The following is a 16043-nucleotide window of genomic DNA, read 5'->3' on the forward strand; positions in this document are numbered from 1 at the left end:
GCCGCCGCCCAGCTCTGCGGGGTGGCCCAGTGCCCAGAGGCCCTCGTCCTTCGCCTCCCGGCGCAGCTTCAGGAGTCTCTCGCGGTCGCCCGCGTGACGGGCGGTTCGCCGCCGGCCTCGGTGAAGGCGCGCAGGGCGTCGACGAGGGCGCGCCGCTGCCCGGCCGGCATCCGGGCCACCACGGCGGCGATGTCGGCGCGGCGGCGGGCGGTCACGTCGTCGACGATGCCGCGCCCGGCCGGGGTGAGCTGGATGCGGACCTCGCGGCCGCTGTCGGGGCTGGCCTGCCGGTCCACCAGCCCGGCGGCGGCCAGCCGGTCCACCATCCGCATCGCGGTGGAGGGGTTGACCTCCAGGAGCCCGGCGAGCGTCACGAGCTTGGCCGGCCCCTGCGAGGACAGCACCACCAGGAGCCGGAACTGCGGCAGGGTGACGGCGCCCTCCACCGCGGCCAGGGAGCGCACCGAGACCGCCACCAGCAGGCGGGACGCGGTCAGCAGCGCCGAGGTCACCGCGTCCACGCCGTCGCCCTCCAGCTCCGTCATGACGACTTTCTACAGGGGCCGGTCCCGCCTCCGCCAACGCCGTCCGGGACCGGTCCGCCGCCGGTCACCGGCCCTCCTCGTCCGGGAGGAGGTCGGCGAGGAGCTCGGCGAGATGGCGCGGGCGCGCGGCGGTGCCCGCCTCGATCTGCGTCCGGCAGGAGAACCCGTCGGCGAGGACCGCCGTCTCCTCGCCGGCGTCCCGCACCGCGGGCCACACGCCCCGCTCGGCGATGGCCGTGGAGACCTCGTAGTGGCCCGCCTCGAAGCCGAAGTCGCCGGCGAGGCCGCAGCAGCCGACGTCGAGCGTCCGCACGTCGACCCCGGCGCGCGACAGCACGCGCTGGTCGGCGCCGAACCCCATGACGGCGTGCTGGTGGCAGTGCGGCTGGGCGATCGCGCGGACGTTCGGGCGGTCGAGCCCGGCGACGACGTCGTGGGACGCGACGGGCGAGACGCCGCCGGACTCCTCCTGGTGCTCGTCGAGGAGCTCGGCGAGGGTCCGGGTCTGGTCGCGGAGCCGCTTGACGTCGTCCTCCACCGCGTCGCCCTCCATCAGCTGGGCGGCGTCGGCCCGGAAGACCGCGGTGCAGCTGGGCTCCAGCCCGACCACGGGGACGCCGTCGCGCAGCCGCGGCGCGAGCGCCCGCACGGTGCGGCGCAGGACGCGGGCCGCCGTGCCGAGCTGCCCCGTGGAGATCCAGGTCAGGCCGCAGCACAGCGGCACCGGCGGGACCTCGACCCGGTGGCCGGACGCCTCCAGGACGCGGACGGCGGCCTTGCCGATGTGCGGGTGGAAGTTGTCGGTGAACGTGTCGGGCCACAGCACGACCCGCCGCCCGCCGCCGCGCGCGGGCCGGCGCCTGAACCAGTCGGTGAACCGCTCGCCGGCGAAGCGGGGCATGTCGCGGCGCGGGTCGATGCCGCCGATCCGCTTGGCGGCCCGGCCCAGGCCGGGGGCGTGCAGCGCGGCGTTGGCGGCGCCCGGCGCCAGCGCGGCGATCCGCGCCCACAGCGGCAGCCAGCCCATGGTGTAGTGCGCGGGCGGGCGGACGCGGCCCTTGTAGTGGTGGGCGAGGAACTCGGCCTTGTAGGTGGCCATGTCCACGTTCACGGGGCAGTCGCTGCGGCAGCCCTTGCACGCCAGGCACAGGTCGAGGGCGCCGCGGACGTCCCGCGACCGCCATCCGTCGGTGATGACGGCGGCGCCGCCAGGTCCCGGCACCGCCGGGTCGGGCTCGGCGCCGCCGGGCATCCCGCGCATCATCTCCATCAGCAGGCGGGCCCGGCCCCGGGTGGAGTGCTCCTCCTCCCCGGTGACCCGGTAGCTCGGGCACATGACGCCGCCCGAGGACGCCCGGCACTTGCCGATCCCGACGCAGCGCGCCGCGGCGTGGGTGAAGCGGTGGTGGTCGTCGGGGTAGGAGAAGTGGGTGTCCGGCTCGGCCGGGTCGTAGGCGAGGTGGTCGAGGTCGTCGTCCAGCCGGTACGGGTGGACGATCTTTCCGGGGTTCATCCGGTTCCCCGGGTCGAAGACCGCCTTGAACCGCTCGAAGAGCCGGACCACCTCGTCCCCGAACATGACCGGCAGCAGCTCGCCGCGGGACTGGCCGTCGCCGTGCTCGCCCGACAGCGACCCGCCGTAGTCCGCGACGAGGCGGGCGGCGCGCTCGGCGAAGCGGCGGTACCCGCCGGCGCCGCGGTCGTCCTCCAGGTCGAACGGGATGCGGGTGTGCACGCAGCCCTGCCCGAAGTGCCCGTACAGCGAGACGGGGCCGTAGCCGAACTCCTCGATGAGGGCGTGGAAGTCGCGCAGGTAGTCGCCGAGCCGGTCGGGCGGGACGGCGGCGTCCTCCCAGCCCTCGTGCGTGTCGGCCCGTCCCGGCGGGTAGGCGGTCGCGCCGAGTCCCGCCTCGCGCACCTTCCAGAGCCGCTCCTCCTCCTGAGGGTCGTGCACGAAGGTGCAGCGCGGCGGGTTCGGCCCGTTCTCCAGGTCCTCGATGAGCGACCGGGCCCTGCGGTCGGCCTCGTCCTTGGTGTCGCCGCCGAAGCGGACCATGAGCCAGCCCGCTCCCTCCGGCATGTCCTCCACCACCCGGGGCGCGGCGAGGTGGTCGCGCTTGGCCAGGCCGAGGAGCCGCTCGTCCATGCCCTCCAGCGCGAGCGGGCGCGACGGCAGGACGCGCGGCACGGCGTCGCCCGCCTCCGCGATGCCGTCGTAGCCGAGGACGGCGAGCGACTCGAACGCCGGCACCGGCACCAGGCAAATCTCCGCGCGCAGCACGGCCACGAGCGTGCCCTCCGAGCCGACGAGGGCGCGGGCCACGTCGAAGCCCTTCTCCGGCAGCAGCGAGTCCAGGTTGTAGCCGGACACGCGGCGCGGGATGTCGGGGTAGCGGGTGCGGATCAGCTCCATGCCCTCGTCGCGCAGGTCGCGCAGCGCCCGGTAGATCTCGGCGCGCCGGCCGCCCTCCGCCCGGATCCGCTCGTACTCCTCCTCCGAGGTCTCGCCGACCCACATCCGCAGCCCGTCGTAGGTCAGCACCTCCAGCCGCACGACGGAGTCGACCATCTTCCCGTAGGCCTGCGCCGACGCGCCGCACGAGTTGTTGCCGATCATCCCGCCGATCGTGCAGGTGTCGTGGGTGGACGGCTTGGGCCCCACCATCAGGCGGTGCTCCGCCAGCCTCTCGTTCAGGTCGTCCAGGCACGCGCCGGGCTCCACGACGGCGCGGCGCGCCCGCGGGTCGACCGACACCAGCGCGCGGCAGTACTTGGACCAGTCGACGACCACCGCGTGGTTGACGCACTGCCCGGCCAGGCTCGTCCCGCCGCCGCGGGACAGGACCGGGACGTCGTGCTCGGCGCACACCCGGACGGCCTCCGCGCCGGCCTCGACCGTCCGCGGGACCACCACCCCGATGGGCGGCTGCTGGTAGTTGGACGAGTCGTGGGAGTAGGCGGCCAGGGAGCCGGGATCGAACCGGACCTCGCCGTCCACCCTCTCGGCGAGCGCGCGCCGCAGCGCGGCCTCCCTCCGGGGCGTCGCGTCCGCTCGCTTCCGCTCCTGCCTGGTCCCCTCCGTCGAAACAGCCATGCCAGGACGACTAACCCGCACGCAGCGGTTCAACCACCCGGACCCGCCGTCCGTCCCGCGGGTCGATCGGCGAGGCGGGAGGCGGTCTCCAGCAGCAGGGCGTGCACGAACGCCTGGGGCATGTTGCCGCGCAGCTGCCGTTGCCTGACGTCGTACTCCTCGGAGAACAGGCCGCTGGTCGCGCAGCCCGACCGGGTCCGCTCGAAGGCGGCGAGAGCGCGGGCCGTGTCGCCCTGGCGGTCCTCGGCGAGGGCGAGGAAGAAGCCGCAGAGGATGAAGGCGCCCTCGGCCACGCCGAGCGGCTCGTCCCCCACCCGGTACCGGTAGACGAACCCCTCCTCGACGAGGTTCTCGCGCACCGCCCGCAGCGTGGCGGCGGTGCGCGGGTCATCGCTCGGCAGCGCCCCCCGCAGCGGCGGGATGAGCAGCGCCGCGTCCACGCGGTCGTCGCCGGGCGCGCGCCTCCACCGGCCCTCCGGGGTGAGCGAGGTCCGGGACGTCTCGGCGAGGATGGCGTCGGCGAGCGAGGTCCACCGGTCGGCCTCGGCGCGGCCCGCCAGCGTCCGCGCCGCATGGCGCAGGCCGGCGACGCAGGTCAGGCGCGAATGCGTCCACAGGTCGTCGCGGGTCTCCCAGATGCCCGCCTCGGGCCGGGTCCAGCGGCGCGCGACCGCGCCGGCCGCGACGCGGGCGGCCTCCACCGCCTCGGGGACCCGGCGGTCGTGCTCGGCGGCGGCGGACAGCAGCAGCAGCGCCTCCCCCAGCGCGTCCAGCTGGAACTGCTCGCCCGCCTTGTTCCCGAAGACCGCCCGGGCGCCGGGGTAGCCGGGCAGGGCGCTGGTGCTCTCGGCCGGCACCGGCCCCCCGGTGACGGTGTAGGCGGGTCTCAGGCGCTCCCCGTCGGCGAGGACGCGGGCCGACACGAACTCCACGGCGCCGCGCAGCAGGCGGGGCGGGCCGCCGTGGAGGGCGACGGCGCGCCCGGCGAAGCACTGGTCGCGGATCCAGGCGTAGCGGTAGTCGAAGTTGCGGCCCTCGTCCGAGCGCTCCGGCAGCGCCGTCGTGGCGGCGGCGACCATCCCGCCGCCGGAGGCGGTGAGGCCGGTGAGGACGGAGTAGGCGAGGCGGGCGTCGCGCGGGGCGAGGGTGTCGCGGCAGTCCGGAACGGCCCCGCGCCAGTCCCGCTCCGTGGCCTCCCACAGTTCGGCGGGGTCCAGCGGGCCGCGGGCACCGCCCTCGGCGATCTCCAGGATCAGGTCGCGGGTGTCTCCCTCGTCCAGGTCGAAGGCGAGTTCGAGCACGGGCCCGCCGTCGCGGCCCTTCCGCACGACGGCCTCGTCCGCTCCGCGCCAGCGCAGCGACGCGCCTCCGCCGCCGGCCGTCCAGTCCGGGCCGTCCCGGCGCGGGTCGCCCATCCGGGCCGCGCCGGGACCGGTGCGGACGTCCAGCAGGGCGCGGACGCGGGAACGGCCGCGGACGGCCCGGCACGAGCGCAGGATGACCGCCCGGTCGGGGGTCGCCGGACGGGCGAGGGCCTCGCGGCACTCCAGGATCGCGCCGCCGCCGGTCACCCACCGGCTGTGCCAGATGAGCCCGCGGTCCTCGTAGTAGCCGCCCCAGACCCACCGCCCGGGAGCGGGCTGCACCACGTACGCGCCGGGGCCTCCGAGCAGACCCGCGAAGGCCGGGGGCGAGTCCCAGGCGGGGAAGCACATCCACGCGTACTCGCCGTGCGGGCCCACGAGAACGCCGCGTTCGCCGTCCGCTATGAGGGCGTAGTCGCGGAGGGCCTTCGGGAGGGAGTCCTTGGCTCCGGGGTCGTCCAGCATGCCCTTCCACTACCCGGGGGCATGCCGTTACTCGGTGCCGGGCGGGAGCACGGGCGTTCCCCGTCTCGGCCTCCCCGTGCGCCGGACCCGTCCGGACCGCCCTCGCGGGCGGCCCGGACGGTCCGGACGGCGCCGGCGGCTAGGCGTCGCGGCGCTTGAGCAGGACGGCGGCGACGGCCAGCAGCCCGCCGGTCCAGATCGCGAAGACCCCGTACCCCTGCCAGGGGGTCAGCAGGTCGTCGGGGCCCTGGCGGGACTGGGCGATCAGATGGCCTGCCTCGGACGGCAGGTAGGCATGGATGTGGTCGCCGATGCTGCCGGGCAGCAGCGTGGCCAGCGGCGCCAGCACCAGCACGAACCCGATGACGCCGGTGATCCCTCCGGCGGGGTGCCGCACGATGGCGCCGATCGCCAGGGCGAACAGCCCGAGCATCGCCAGGTACAGGCCGCCGCCGATGACGGCGCGCAGCACGCCGTCGTCGCCCAGCGACACCTGCGCCTTGTCGCCGATGAGCGCCGAGCCGATGAAGAACGAGACGAACGACACCGCGACGCCGAGGACGAGCACGACCGCCGCGAACACCAGGGCCTTGGCCCACAGCACGGGCAGCCGCCGCGGCACCGCGAGCAGGCTCGCGCGGATCATGCCGGTGGAGTACTCCGAGGCGATGACCAGCACGCCGAGCACGCAGATGGTCAGCTGGCCGAGGAAGAACCCGCTGCCGAGGATGAAGCCGGTCGGGTCCGCGACGACCGAGGCGCGGTCGGCGGGGTCGGTCTTGTCCCACTGCGCGACGGTGAGGCCCACCAGCAGCGCGGTGAAGCCGAGGTCGACCACGACGAGCAGGATCAGCGTCCACAGCGTGGACCGCACGGTGCGGATCTTCGTCCACTCCGAGAGCAGCAGCCGTCCGAAACCGGGGCGGGGGTGGGCCGCGGGCTCCGCGGCGGGCGTGGCGGTGGCGCTGGTCATCGGGTCTCCCCCTCCTCGACGGGCACCGCGCTCGGGGCCGGGACCGTGCCCGGGGCGGGCGCGCCGCCTCCGCCGTACTCGACGCTGTCGCGGGTCAGTTCCATGAACGCCGACTCCAGCGAGCCGCGGGTCGGAGTGAGCTCGTGCAGGACGATGCCCTCGGCCGCGGCCAGCTCCCCGACGCGGGGCGCCTCCATGTGGGTCACGTTGAGCAGCCCGTCCCCGTTCGGGAAGGCCTTGCCGCCCTCGGCGGCGACGAGGTCGGCGAGGCGGGCCGCGTCCGGGCTGCGGACGATCACCGCCTTCTCGGTGCTGCGCTCGATGAACTCCTCGGTGGAGCAGTCGGCGATCAGCCGGCCGCGGCCGATGACGATGAGGTGCTCGGCGGTGACGGCCATCTCGTTCATCAGGTGGCTGGAGACGAACACCGTGCGCCCCTCGGCGGCGAGCCGCTGCATGAGCGTGCGGATCCAGACGATGCCCTCGGGGTCGAGGCCGTTGACGGGCTCGTCCAGCACGAGCACCGACGGGTCGCCGAGCAGCGCGGCGGCGATGCCGAGCCGCTGCCCCATGCCGAGCGAGAAGCCGCCGGCGCGCTTGCGGGCCACGCCGGTGAGGCCGACGAGCTCGACCACCTCGTCGACGCGCTTCTTGCCGATGCCCTGCGTCTGGGCGAGGCACAGCAGGTGGTTGTAGGCGCTGCGGCCGGTGTGCACGGCCCGCGCCTCCAGCAGCGCCCCGACGACGCGCAGCGGCGCGTTCAGGTCGCGGTAGTGGCGGCCGTGGATCCGGGCGTCCCCGCGGTCCGGCCGGTCCAGGCCGAGCAGCAGCCGCATGGTGGTCGACTTCCCGGCGCCGTTGGGGCCGAGGAACCCGGTGACCCGCCCGGGGACCACCGTGAACGACAGGTCGTCCACGGCCGTCCTGTCGCCGTAGCGCTTGGTGAGGTTCTCCGCCTCGATCATGCCTCTCCCGGCGTCTCTCGGTAGTGGTTCCGTGACCGGAATCACACTAGCGTCCCGGCGCGGCGACCGGATCCTCCTCAGTGCCGATGATCCCGCCCCGCGGGACCGCCGGCCTCCACCGCCAGGAGGAGGCCCCTTATTGACCGTCTGCCAATAGGTGCGGGAGGATGGCCGGGCACGATCCGACCGCCGGGAGGCGCCGTGACCGCCCCGTCCGAGACCACGCCGGACCGCCTCGCCGACCGCGACGTGCTGCGGACCCTGGCGGCCGAGCCGCTGGTCGGCCTCGCGGCCGGCCGGGCCCTGCTCATGCAGCTCGCCCACCCGGCCGTGGCGCGCGGCGTCGCCGAGCACAGCGACTTCGCCGAGCGCCCCCTGGCCCGGCTGTTCGGCACCCTCGACTTCCTGCTGATCGTCACCTTCGGCACGCCGGAGCAGGTGGGGCGCATCGCGGCCAAGGTGCGAGGCATCCACACGACCGTGCGCGGCGACGACTACTCGGGCAACGACCCCGGCCTCCAGCTCTGGGTCAACGCGACCCTCATCGACTCGGCCCTGCACGTCTACGAGCACGTCATGCGGGGCGACGACCCCGAGCTCGCCGAGGCCTACTACCGGCAGGCGCGGGTGGTCGCGGAGGTCCTCGGCTGCCCCCTGGAGGCGCAGCCGCCCGACCTGGCCGCGTTCCGCGCCTACACGGCCGACACGCTCGCCGCCCTGGAGGTCACCGGCACCGCCCGCGAGGTCGCCTCCGCGGTCCTGTGGCCCCGCCGCCTGCGCGCCCTGGCCCCCGCGCTCGCCGTCTTCCGCCTCCTCACGGCCGCGCTCCTGCCGGACGAGCTGCGGGACCAGTTCGGCCTGCCGTGGACCCCCGCCCGCCGCCGGGCGGCCGGGGCCCTCCTGCGGACCGCCGGTCTCGTCCACCGCCTGTCCCCCGCCTGGCTGAGGCGCCCGCCGGAGCCCCTGCTGGTCCGCCTGGCCGCCCACCGCGTCGACCGGACGCTCTCGGCCCGGCGGGCGCGGCGCCGGGCCGCCTAGGCGACGGACGAGTAGGCGACGACGCCGCGGCGCATGGCGTCCATGGCGCGGCGGGCGGTCTTGCGGATGTGGCTGTTGGGGGGCGCGGCGTCGGTGACCTGGCCGAGAAGGTCGAGGAGCTGCTTGACGGCCCGCACGAAGTCGCCCGCGGTGAGGTCGCTCTCCATCAGCACCTCGTCGAGGTCGTCGCCCTTGGCCCACCGGTAGGCGGTCCACGCGAAGCCGAGGTCGGGCTCGCGCAGGAACGAGACGCGGTTGTCGCGCTCGACGCCCTCCAGCACGCCCCAGAGCCGCACCATGGCCGCCAGCGCGTCCTGCGCCGGGCCGGGGGGCGTGCGGGGAGGCGTCGCGTCGTCGGGCTGCCGCGACTCGTAGACGAGGGCGGACACGCACGCGGCCAGCTCGGCCGGGCCGAGCTTCTCCCACAGGCCCTCGCGCAGGCTCTCGGCGGTGAGCAGGTCCAGCTCGTTGTAGATGCGGCCGAGGCGGCGGCCGTCGGCGGTGACGGAGTCGCCGTCGAGGTAGCCGAGCTGCTGCAGGACGGCGCAGACGCGGTCGAAGGTGCGGGCGATGACCTGGGAGCGGCCCTCGACGCGGCGCCGGAGCTGCTCGGTCTCGCGGTCCAGGCGGTGGTAGCGCTCGGCCCAGCGGGCGTGGTCCTCGCGCTTGTCGCAGCCGTGCACCGGGTGCGCGCGCAGGTCGGCGCGCAGCCGGGCGATCTCGGCGTCGTCGCCGGCGGGTGAGTCGCCGCGCGGGCGCCTGGGCTCGCGCACGTCGTCGGGGACCTTGTTGCGCAGCGTGGACGCCAGGTCGCGGCGGTCCTGGGGGTTGCGGGGGCTGAAGGCCTTCGGGATGCGGATCCGCTCGACGGGCTCGACGGCGCGCGGGAAGTCCTGGATCGACAGGCGCTGCACGGACCGGTTCACGGTCAGCACGAGCGGCGCGGGCCCGTCGGAGCGGCGTCCGACGCCGGGGTCCAGCACGACGGCCAGGCCCGAGCGCCGCCCGGACGGGACGAGGATGACGTCGCCCGGACGCAGCCGCTCCAGGGACCGGGCGGCCTCGGCGCGGCGGGCCCCGGCCCGCTCGCGCGACAGCTCGGACTCGCGGTCCGACAGCCGCCGCCGCATCGCGGAGTACTCCATGAAGTCGCCGAGATGGCACTCGGCGGACTTGGCGTAGCCCCGGAGGGCCTCCTCGTTCTTGTGCACCTGCCGGGCCAGGCCGACGACGGCGCGGTCGGCCTGGAACTGCGCGAACGACTCCTCCAGGAGCGTGCGGGCCCGCTCGACGCCGACGGCGCCGACCAGGTTCACGGCCATGTTGTAGGACGGCCGGAAGCTGGAGTTCAGCGGATAGGTGCGGGTGCCGGCCAGCCCCGCCACGGACGCTGGCTCGACGTTCGGGCCCCACACCACCACGGCGTGGCCCTCGACGTCGATGCCGCGCCGCCCGGCGCGCCCGGTGAGCTGGGTGTACTCGCCCGGGGTGAGGTCGACGTGGGCCTCGCCGTTCCACTTGTCCAGCTTCTCGATCACCACGGTGCGGGCGGGCATGTTGATGCCGAGCGCGAGCGTCTCGGTCGCGAACACGGCCTTGATCATCCCGCGGGTGAACAGCTCCTCGACGATCTCCTTGAAGGTGGGGAGCATCCCGGCGTGGTGGGCGGCGACGCCGCGCTCCAGGGCGGCCAGGAAGTCGCCGTAGCCGAGGATCCGCAGGTCCTCCGGCGCGATGTCGGCGGTGCGCAGCTCGGCGTGCGCGCGGATCTCCTCGGCCTCCTCCCGGGAGGTCAGCCGGATCCCGGCGTGCAGGCACTGCAGGACGGCGGCGTCGCAGCCGGCGCGGCTGAAGATGAACGTGATCGCCGGGAGCAGCCCGGCGCGCTCCAGCCGCTCGATCACGTCCGGCCGGGCGGGCGGCCGGAACCGCTGCGGGCGCGCGGCGCGGCGGCGGCCGGTGCGGCGGCCCTGGTTGACCTTGGCGCGCCGGACCTCCTCCACCGCCATCCGCGTCAGCTGCGGGTTCAGCCGGGCCTGCCGGTCCCCGCCCCTGCCGGCGTCGACGAACAGGTCGTACAGCCGCGTCCCGACCAGCATGTGCTGGAACAGCGGGACGGGGCGGTGCTCGTCCACGATCACCGCGGTGTCGCCGCGGACCTCGTGCAGCCACTCGCCGAACTCCTCGGCGTTGCTGACGGTCGCCGACAGCGCCACGATCCGCACCGAGTCCGGAACGTGGATGATCACCTCTTCCCAGACGGCGCCGCGGAACCGGTCGGCGAGGTAGTGCACCTCGTCCATCACGACGAACGCCAGCCCGGCGAGGGTCTGGGAGCCCGCGTACAGCATGTTCCGCAGGACCTCGGTCGTCATGACGACGATCGGGGCCTCGCCGTTAACGCTGTTGTCGCCGGTCAGCAGGCCCACCTTCTCCGGGCCGTACCGGCGGACGAGGTCGGCGTACTTCTGGTTCGACAGCGCCTTGATCGGTGTGGTGTAGAAGCACTTGGTGCCGCCGGTCAGGGCGAGGTGGACCGCGAACTCCCCCACCACCGTCTTCCCGGAACCGGTGGGGGCGGCGACCAGCACGCCGCTGCCGTCCTCCAGGGCCTGGCACGCCTCCAGCTGGAACGCGTCGAGCTCGAAGTCGTACAGCGTCCGGAAGTCCAGCAGGGCCGGGCCGTGCCCGGCGGTGCGCCGGCGGTAGGCGGCGTAGCGCTGGGCCGGGCTCTGTCCGGCCGACGTGGTGTCGGGGGTGGTCATACCTTCGAGCCTACGGTTTCGACAGGCCCGATACCCAATCAGCGGGCCCGGTCGCCCTTCTCCAGCTCCGCGTCGATCGATTCGAGGTCGAGGGGCGAGACCTCGTCGTCGGACAGGCCCGCGTACGGGTCGGGACGGCGGGCCCGCCTGCGGTCGTTGAGGAAGGCCAGCAGTGCGGCGATCTCGAACAGCAGGACGGTCGGCAGCGCGAGCGCGAGCATCGTGAACGGGTCGGCGCTCGGCGTGGCGACCGCCGCGAAGACGAAGATGCCGAACAGGATCAGGCGCTGGGACCGGCGGATCCGCGACGAGCTCAGCACGCCCGCCATGTTCAGGACGACCACGAACAGCGGGAGCTCGAACGTCAGGCCGAACACCAGCAGCATCGTCAGCACGTAGCTGAGGTAGCTGTCGACCGTGATCAAGGGCTTGACGTCGTCGGCGACGAACCCCAGGAAGATCGCCAGGCCCTTGTCGACCGTCAGGTACGCCAGGGCGGTGCCGACGAAGAACAGCGGGACGGCGGCGCCGAGGAACACGTACGTCCAGCGCCGCTCCCGCTGGTACAGCCCGGGCGCCACGAAGGCCCACAGCTGGTACAGCCAGAACGGCGAGGAGATGACCCCGCCGATGATGCAGGAGATCTTCAGCTTCAGGAAGAACGAGGAGAAGATCCCGTTGACGAACAGGGAGCACTGGTCCTTGTCGACCACGTGGGACTGGGGCAGCGAGCAGTACGGCTGCTTGAGGAAGTCCCAGACCGGGTCGAACAGCAGCCAGCCGACGATCGCGCCCACCGCGAAGGCCAGCACGGCCTTGATCAGCCTGTTCCGCAGCTCACGGAGGTGGTCCATGAGGGGCATGCGGCCGTCGGGGGCGGCTTCGCGCCTGTTCAGCTTCATCGTCGGCATTCGGTTCGGGGGTGGTGGGTCGGGGCGCGGGCCGGGTCAGGCCTTGCGCGCCTGACCCGGGTCCGACACCGGCACGCCCTGGATCGGCTCACCCGAGCCCAGCGCGCCGCGGGAGCGCTGACCGCCCTCGGCCGCCGCGGCCTCGCGCTCCAGCCGGGCCGCCTCCTCGCGCAGCCGCGCCGCCCTGTCGCGCGCGTCGTCGCCCTGCGAGGACGGCATGGTCTTGGCGGGACGGTCGGCCGGCGCGTCGTCATCGTCCTCGCGCAGGCCCTTGGTCTCGGCCTTCAGGATGCGCGCCGACTTGCCCAGCGAACGGGCGAGCTGGGGCAGCTTCGCCGACCCGAAGATCAGGACGACGACCAGCAGGATGATGAGCAGTTCGGGGGTCCCGATGTTCGGCATGTGCAGTCCTTCTTCGACGGGTGACACTCAGGACGATCGTACGCCGTCCCGGGGAGGTTGTGGCGACCGATCGTCCTCGAGCCGGGAGAGTTCATCGCGCAGCGCCGACCGTTCCGGCTCCAGCCGGCGCCTGGTGCGCTCCAGTTCACGTCCGAAACGCCGCACGCCGAGCCACACCTTGAACGCGCACCAGGCGAGCACGGCCAGCCCGGCGAACCCGAGCGCCACCGACACCGATACCCACGCCACGCCCGCCACGCTATCCGATCTGCTCACGCCAGGCCGTACCGGGCCAGGGCCCGCGCCGCGTCCTCCCGCACCCCGGCCGCGATCGCCTCCGGGGCCACGACGCGGCCCTGGTCGCCGAGCCGCAGCGCCAGGCCCCGCACCCAGCGGGCGTCGGGGGTGCGCAGGACGACCCGGAGCCGCCCCTCCCCCAGTTCCTCCACGCTCTCGCACGGGTAGTAGTCGGCGACCCACCGGCCGCGCGGGGACAGCTCCAGGGTGACCGCCTCGTCCTGCGGCGAGGGGCGGAACAGGCCGGCGTCCACGTCGATCGGCTCCGCGTCGTCCGGCACCTCGGCGGGCACGTCCAGCACCGACAGGTCGGCGATCCGGTCCAGCTTGAACAACCGCACCCCCTCGGCCCGGCGGCACCAGCCCTCCAGGTAGGTGGTGCCCTCCACGACCAGCAGCCGCATCGGGTCGACGTCGCGCTCGGTGTTCTCGTCGCGCGCCGGGACGTAGTAGGTCAGGTGGACGCGACGGCCCGCCGCGATCGCCTCGCGCAGCACGCCGACCGCGGTGCGGGCCGAGTCGGCCGAACCGCCGCGGGCGTCCACCTCCACGGAGACCTTGCTGGACACCGCCGCGGCCGCGCCCGCCGCGCCCTCCAGCTTGGCGATCACGCGGCTGAGCGCGTCCCGGTCGTGCAGCTCGGGGATCTCGGCCAGCATCCGCAGCGCCACCAGCAGCGCGCTCGCCTCGTCGACCTTCAGCCGCAGCGGCCGGGCGATCGACTCCGCCTCCGCCACCGTGATCTCCCCGCCCTCGTAGGACAGGTCGATCGGGCAGTAGGGGTCGGGCGCGCGCAGCTCGACGCACCACAGCAGGTTCAGATCGTCGATCAGCTGCTTCTCGGTCACCCCGAACGCGGCGGCGGCCTCGCCGAGCGCGACCGAGTCGCGGTTCACCACGTACGGCACGAGCGCCAGCAGGCGCGCGAGCCGGTCGGTGGACGTCGTCGCCGCCTTGGCCGCCGTCTTGGCCGCCGTCTTCGCCGTCATCGGCCGCTCATCTCCCCATGCTCGCCGTGCGCCGCCGGGTGCGCGCCGGCCGCGGCCAGCACCGACTTCAGGTGCTGGATGACCGCCTCGCGCAGGTCGGGCGGGTCCAGGACCACCACGTCGTCGGCGAACCGCGCGAGGTAGGGCGCGAACCGGTCGACGTCCTGGAAGGTCAGGACCGCCTCGTCCCACTCCCCGTCCCAGGCCGGCTCCTCGGCCGGGCGGACGTCCCGGGCCCACCGCCGCGGGCCCTGCGCCGCGCCGCGCCGCAGGCGGACGACCGCCGGGCGGGGCTCGCCGAGCGGCTCGCTCCAGTCGAACGCGATGCGCCGCACGTCCACCCCGTCCGGGACCGTCACCGACCCGGGCGGGCCGTCCGGCGCGACGTCGCCGACGATGCGGCTCAGCCGGAACACCCGCTGCTCGTCGCGGTCGCGGTCGAACCCGACCACGTACCAGCGGCCCCGCCGGCTCACCACGCCCCAGGGGTCCAGGTGGCGGCGCGCCACCGACGTGCGCCCGATCCCCTGGTAGTCGAAGGCGACCGGGCGGCCGTCGCGCACCGCCTCCCACAGGGCGGGGAAGGACGGGTCCTGGGTGTTCACCCGCGGCTCGATGCCCGTCGCGGCGGCCACGTCGGTCTCCACGCCGGCCGCGCGCAGCTTCAGCAGCGCCCCCGACGCCGCCTCGGCCATGCTGGCGCGCTGCCACACCCGCGCCGCCAGGCCCAGCACCGCCGCCTCGTCCGGGCTCAGGTGGATGTCGGGCAGCTCGTAGGCCTGCGGGGGGATCCGGTAGCCGATCTCCTCGCCGCCGCCGCCCTGCTGGTCGCTGCCGACCTCCAGCGGGACGCCGAGCTCGCGCAGCTCCTCCTTGTCCCGCTCGAACATGCGCTTGAACGCCTCGTCGGAGTCGGGGTAGCCGGGCACCGCCCGGCGGATCTGCTCGGCCGTCAGATAGCGCCGGGTGGCGAGCAGGCAGACCACCAGGTTCAGCAGCCGCTCGGTCTTGCGCCGCGACACTTCGCCACCACCTCGTTCCCTCCGTGAACCCCGAACCCCGGCCGGCGTGCCGATCGTCCCCACGTGCCGTCGTGCAGGACGCTACCGTTTCCCGGTGTGATCCGATGGCGCAAAGGCACAGTCGAGGACATCCGCCGCGAATGGCCGGGGGCGGTCGAGCTGGACGTCTCGATCGGGGGCGAGGGGACGCACCGGGCCCTGGCCTATCCCGCCCTGGTGGGAAGGCCCGAACCGGGCGACACCGTCCTGCTCAACACTACGGCCTTGGCGATGGGTCTCGGCACCGGCGGGTACGCCATGGTCGTCGCGGTCCCCGACCGGCTCCCGCCCGACCCGGAGGGGCCGGGGCACCTGGTCAAGGCCCGCTACACCCCGCTGCAGGCCACCGTCCTCGGCGCCGACGAGCAGGACTCGCCCCACCACGCGGCCCTGCGCGACGCCGACTCGCTGGACGCCATGCCCGTCGTCGTCGCCGACCTGCACTCCGCGCTGCCGCCGATCCTGGCCGCCCTGCTGGCCGGGCGCCCGGACGCCCGGATCGTCTACGTGATGCCGGACGGCGGGGCGCTGCCGTCGTGGTTCTCGATGTCGATCGCCCGGCTGAAGGACGCCGGGGCCCTCGCCGCGACCGTCACCGTGGGGCAGGCGTTCGGCGGGGACCTGGAGGCCGTCACCGTCCACACCGGCCTGCTGGCCGCGCGCCTCGTCCTGGAGGCCGACGCGGTGGTCCTCGCCCAGGGCCCCGGCAACCTGGGCACGGGCACCAGGTGGGGCTTCTCGGGCGTCTCGGCGGGCGAGGCCGTCAACGCCGCGTCCGTGCTGGGCGGCCGGCCGGTGGGGTCGCTGCGGGTCAGTGAGGGCGACAGGCGCGAGCGGCACATCGGCGTCTCGCACCACTCCCTGACCGCCTACGGGCGCGTGGCGCTGGCCCGCGCCGACATCCCCGTCCCCGAGCTCGGCGGCCACTTCGGCGCCCGCGTCGCCGCCGACGCCGCGCCGCTGGGCGACCGGCACCGGCTCGTCCCCGTCCCCGTCGACGGCCTCCACGAGGTCCTCAGGGCCGCCGAGAAGGACTGGGGCGTCCGGCTGTCGACCATGGGGCGCCGGCTGGACGAGGACCTCCCCTACTTCCTGGCGGCCGCCGCCGCGGGCCGCCACACGGCCGCCCTGCTCGGCTGACCCCTAGAGCGCCGCGGGCCCGGCGCCGGCCGGC

General features: G+C 74.7%; 13 protein-coding genes. 2 read left to right on the forward strand and 11 right to left on the reverse strand.

Going from position 1 to position 16043, the window contains the following annotated elements; translation table 11 throughout:
- Positions 1-68 precede the first annotated feature (68 nt).
- The 5 genes from AB0K37_RS32430 to AB0K37_RS32450 all read right to left on the reverse strand — a co-directional run bounded on the left by AB0K37_RS32430 (position 69) and on the right by AB0K37_RS32450 (position 7406).
- Entirely contained in the window at positions 69-545 is a 477-nt protein-coding gene (locus AB0K37_RS32430; protein ID WP_363987471.1) for a MarR family transcriptional regulator, read from the reverse strand.
- Positions 546-609: 64 nt separating this feature from the next.
- Positions 610-3639, reverse strand: a complete 3030-nt coding sequence (locus AB0K37_RS32435; protein WP_363987473.1) for an FAD-binding and (Fe-S)-binding domain-containing protein — start codon at positions 3637-3639, stop codon at positions 610-612.
- A 29-nt stretch (positions 3640-3668) separates the two neighbouring features.
- Complete coding sequence (locus AB0K37_RS32440) at positions 3669-5468, reverse strand: glycoside hydrolase family 15 protein (protein ID WP_363987475.1); 1800 nt, start codon at positions 5466-5468, stop codon at positions 3669-3671.
- Between the two features lie 139 nt (positions 5469-5607).
- On the reverse strand, positions 5608-6441 hold the full coding sequence (locus AB0K37_RS32445) for an ABC transporter permease (RefSeq protein WP_363987477.1): 834 nt from the start codon (positions 6439-6441) through the stop codon (positions 5608-5610).
- The gene (locus tag AB0K37_RS32450; RefSeq protein ID WP_363987479.1) at positions 6438-7406 is read right to left on the reverse strand and encodes an ATP-binding cassette domain-containing protein; all 969 of its coding nucleotides are present in this window, start codon (positions 7404-7406) and stop codon (positions 6438-6440) included. Before AB0K37_RS32450 ends, AB0K37_RS32445 begins: the two co-directional genes overlap by 4 nt.
- Before the next feature lie 201 nt (positions 7407-7607).
- Between AB0K37_RS32450 and AB0K37_RS32455 the strand changes: the two genes are divergently transcribed.
- On the forward strand, positions 7608-8444 hold the full coding sequence (locus tag AB0K37_RS32455; RefSeq protein ID WP_363987481.1) for an oxygenase MpaB family protein: 837 nt from the start codon (positions 7608-7610) through the stop codon (positions 8442-8444).
- Here the strand turns inward: AB0K37_RS32455 and AB0K37_RS32460 are convergent.
- From AB0K37_RS32460 to AB0K37_RS32485, 6 genes are read right to left on the reverse strand one after another with little or no spacing between them, the layout of a single operon-like run.
- Positions 8441-11209, reverse strand: a complete 2769-nt coding sequence (locus AB0K37_RS32460; RefSeq protein ID WP_363987482.1) for a DEAD/DEAH box helicase — start codon at positions 11207-11209, stop codon at positions 8441-8443. The two genes, AB0K37_RS32455 and AB0K37_RS32460, sit on opposite strands and share 4 nt — an antisense overlap.
- 38 nt (positions 11210-11247) lie before the next feature.
- The gene (tatC, locus tag AB0K37_RS32465) at positions 11248-12111 is read right to left on the reverse strand and encodes a twin-arginine translocase subunit TatC (RefSeq protein WP_363987484.1); all 864 of its coding nucleotides are present in this window, start codon (positions 12109-12111) and stop codon (positions 11248-11250) included.
- 45 nt (positions 12112-12156) lie between these two features.
- Positions 12157-12522 (reverse strand): twin-arginine translocase TatA/TatE family subunit, encoded by a 366-nt coding sequence (tatA, locus tag AB0K37_RS32470; protein WP_363987493.1) that lies wholly within the window; start codon positions 12520-12522, stop codon positions 12157-12159.
- A gap of 27 nt (positions 12523-12549) precedes the next feature.
- Positions 12550-12771 carry a hypothetical protein gene (locus AB0K37_RS32475; RefSeq protein ID WP_363987486.1) on the reverse strand — a complete coding sequence of 74 codons (222 nt, stop codon included), beginning with the start codon at positions 12769-12771 and terminating at the stop codon, positions 12550-12552.
- Between the two features lie 23 nt (positions 12772-12794).
- Positions 12795-13808 (reverse strand): WYL domain-containing protein, encoded by a 1014-nt coding sequence (locus tag AB0K37_RS32480; RefSeq protein ID WP_363987488.1) that lies wholly within the window; start codon positions 13806-13808, stop codon positions 12795-12797.
- Entirely contained in the window at positions 13805-14830 is a 1026-nt protein-coding gene (locus AB0K37_RS32485) for a WYL domain-containing protein (protein WP_363987489.1), read from the reverse strand. Before AB0K37_RS32485 ends, AB0K37_RS32480 begins: the two co-directional genes overlap by 4 nt.
- 96 nt (positions 14831-14926) lie before the next feature.
- Between AB0K37_RS32485 and AB0K37_RS32490 the strand changes: the two genes are divergently transcribed.
- Positions 14927-16009, forward strand: a complete 1083-nt coding sequence (locus tag AB0K37_RS32490) for a DUF3866 family protein (RefSeq protein WP_363987491.1) — start codon at positions 14927-14929, stop codon at positions 16007-16009.
- Positions 16010-16043: the final 34 nt, after the last annotated feature.

The sequence above is a fragment of the Actinomadura sp. NPDC049753 genome (assembly GCF_040674655.1).
Lineage (GTDB): Bacteria > Actinomycetota > Actinomycetes > Streptosporangiales > Streptosporangiaceae > Spirillospora > Spirillospora verrucosospora.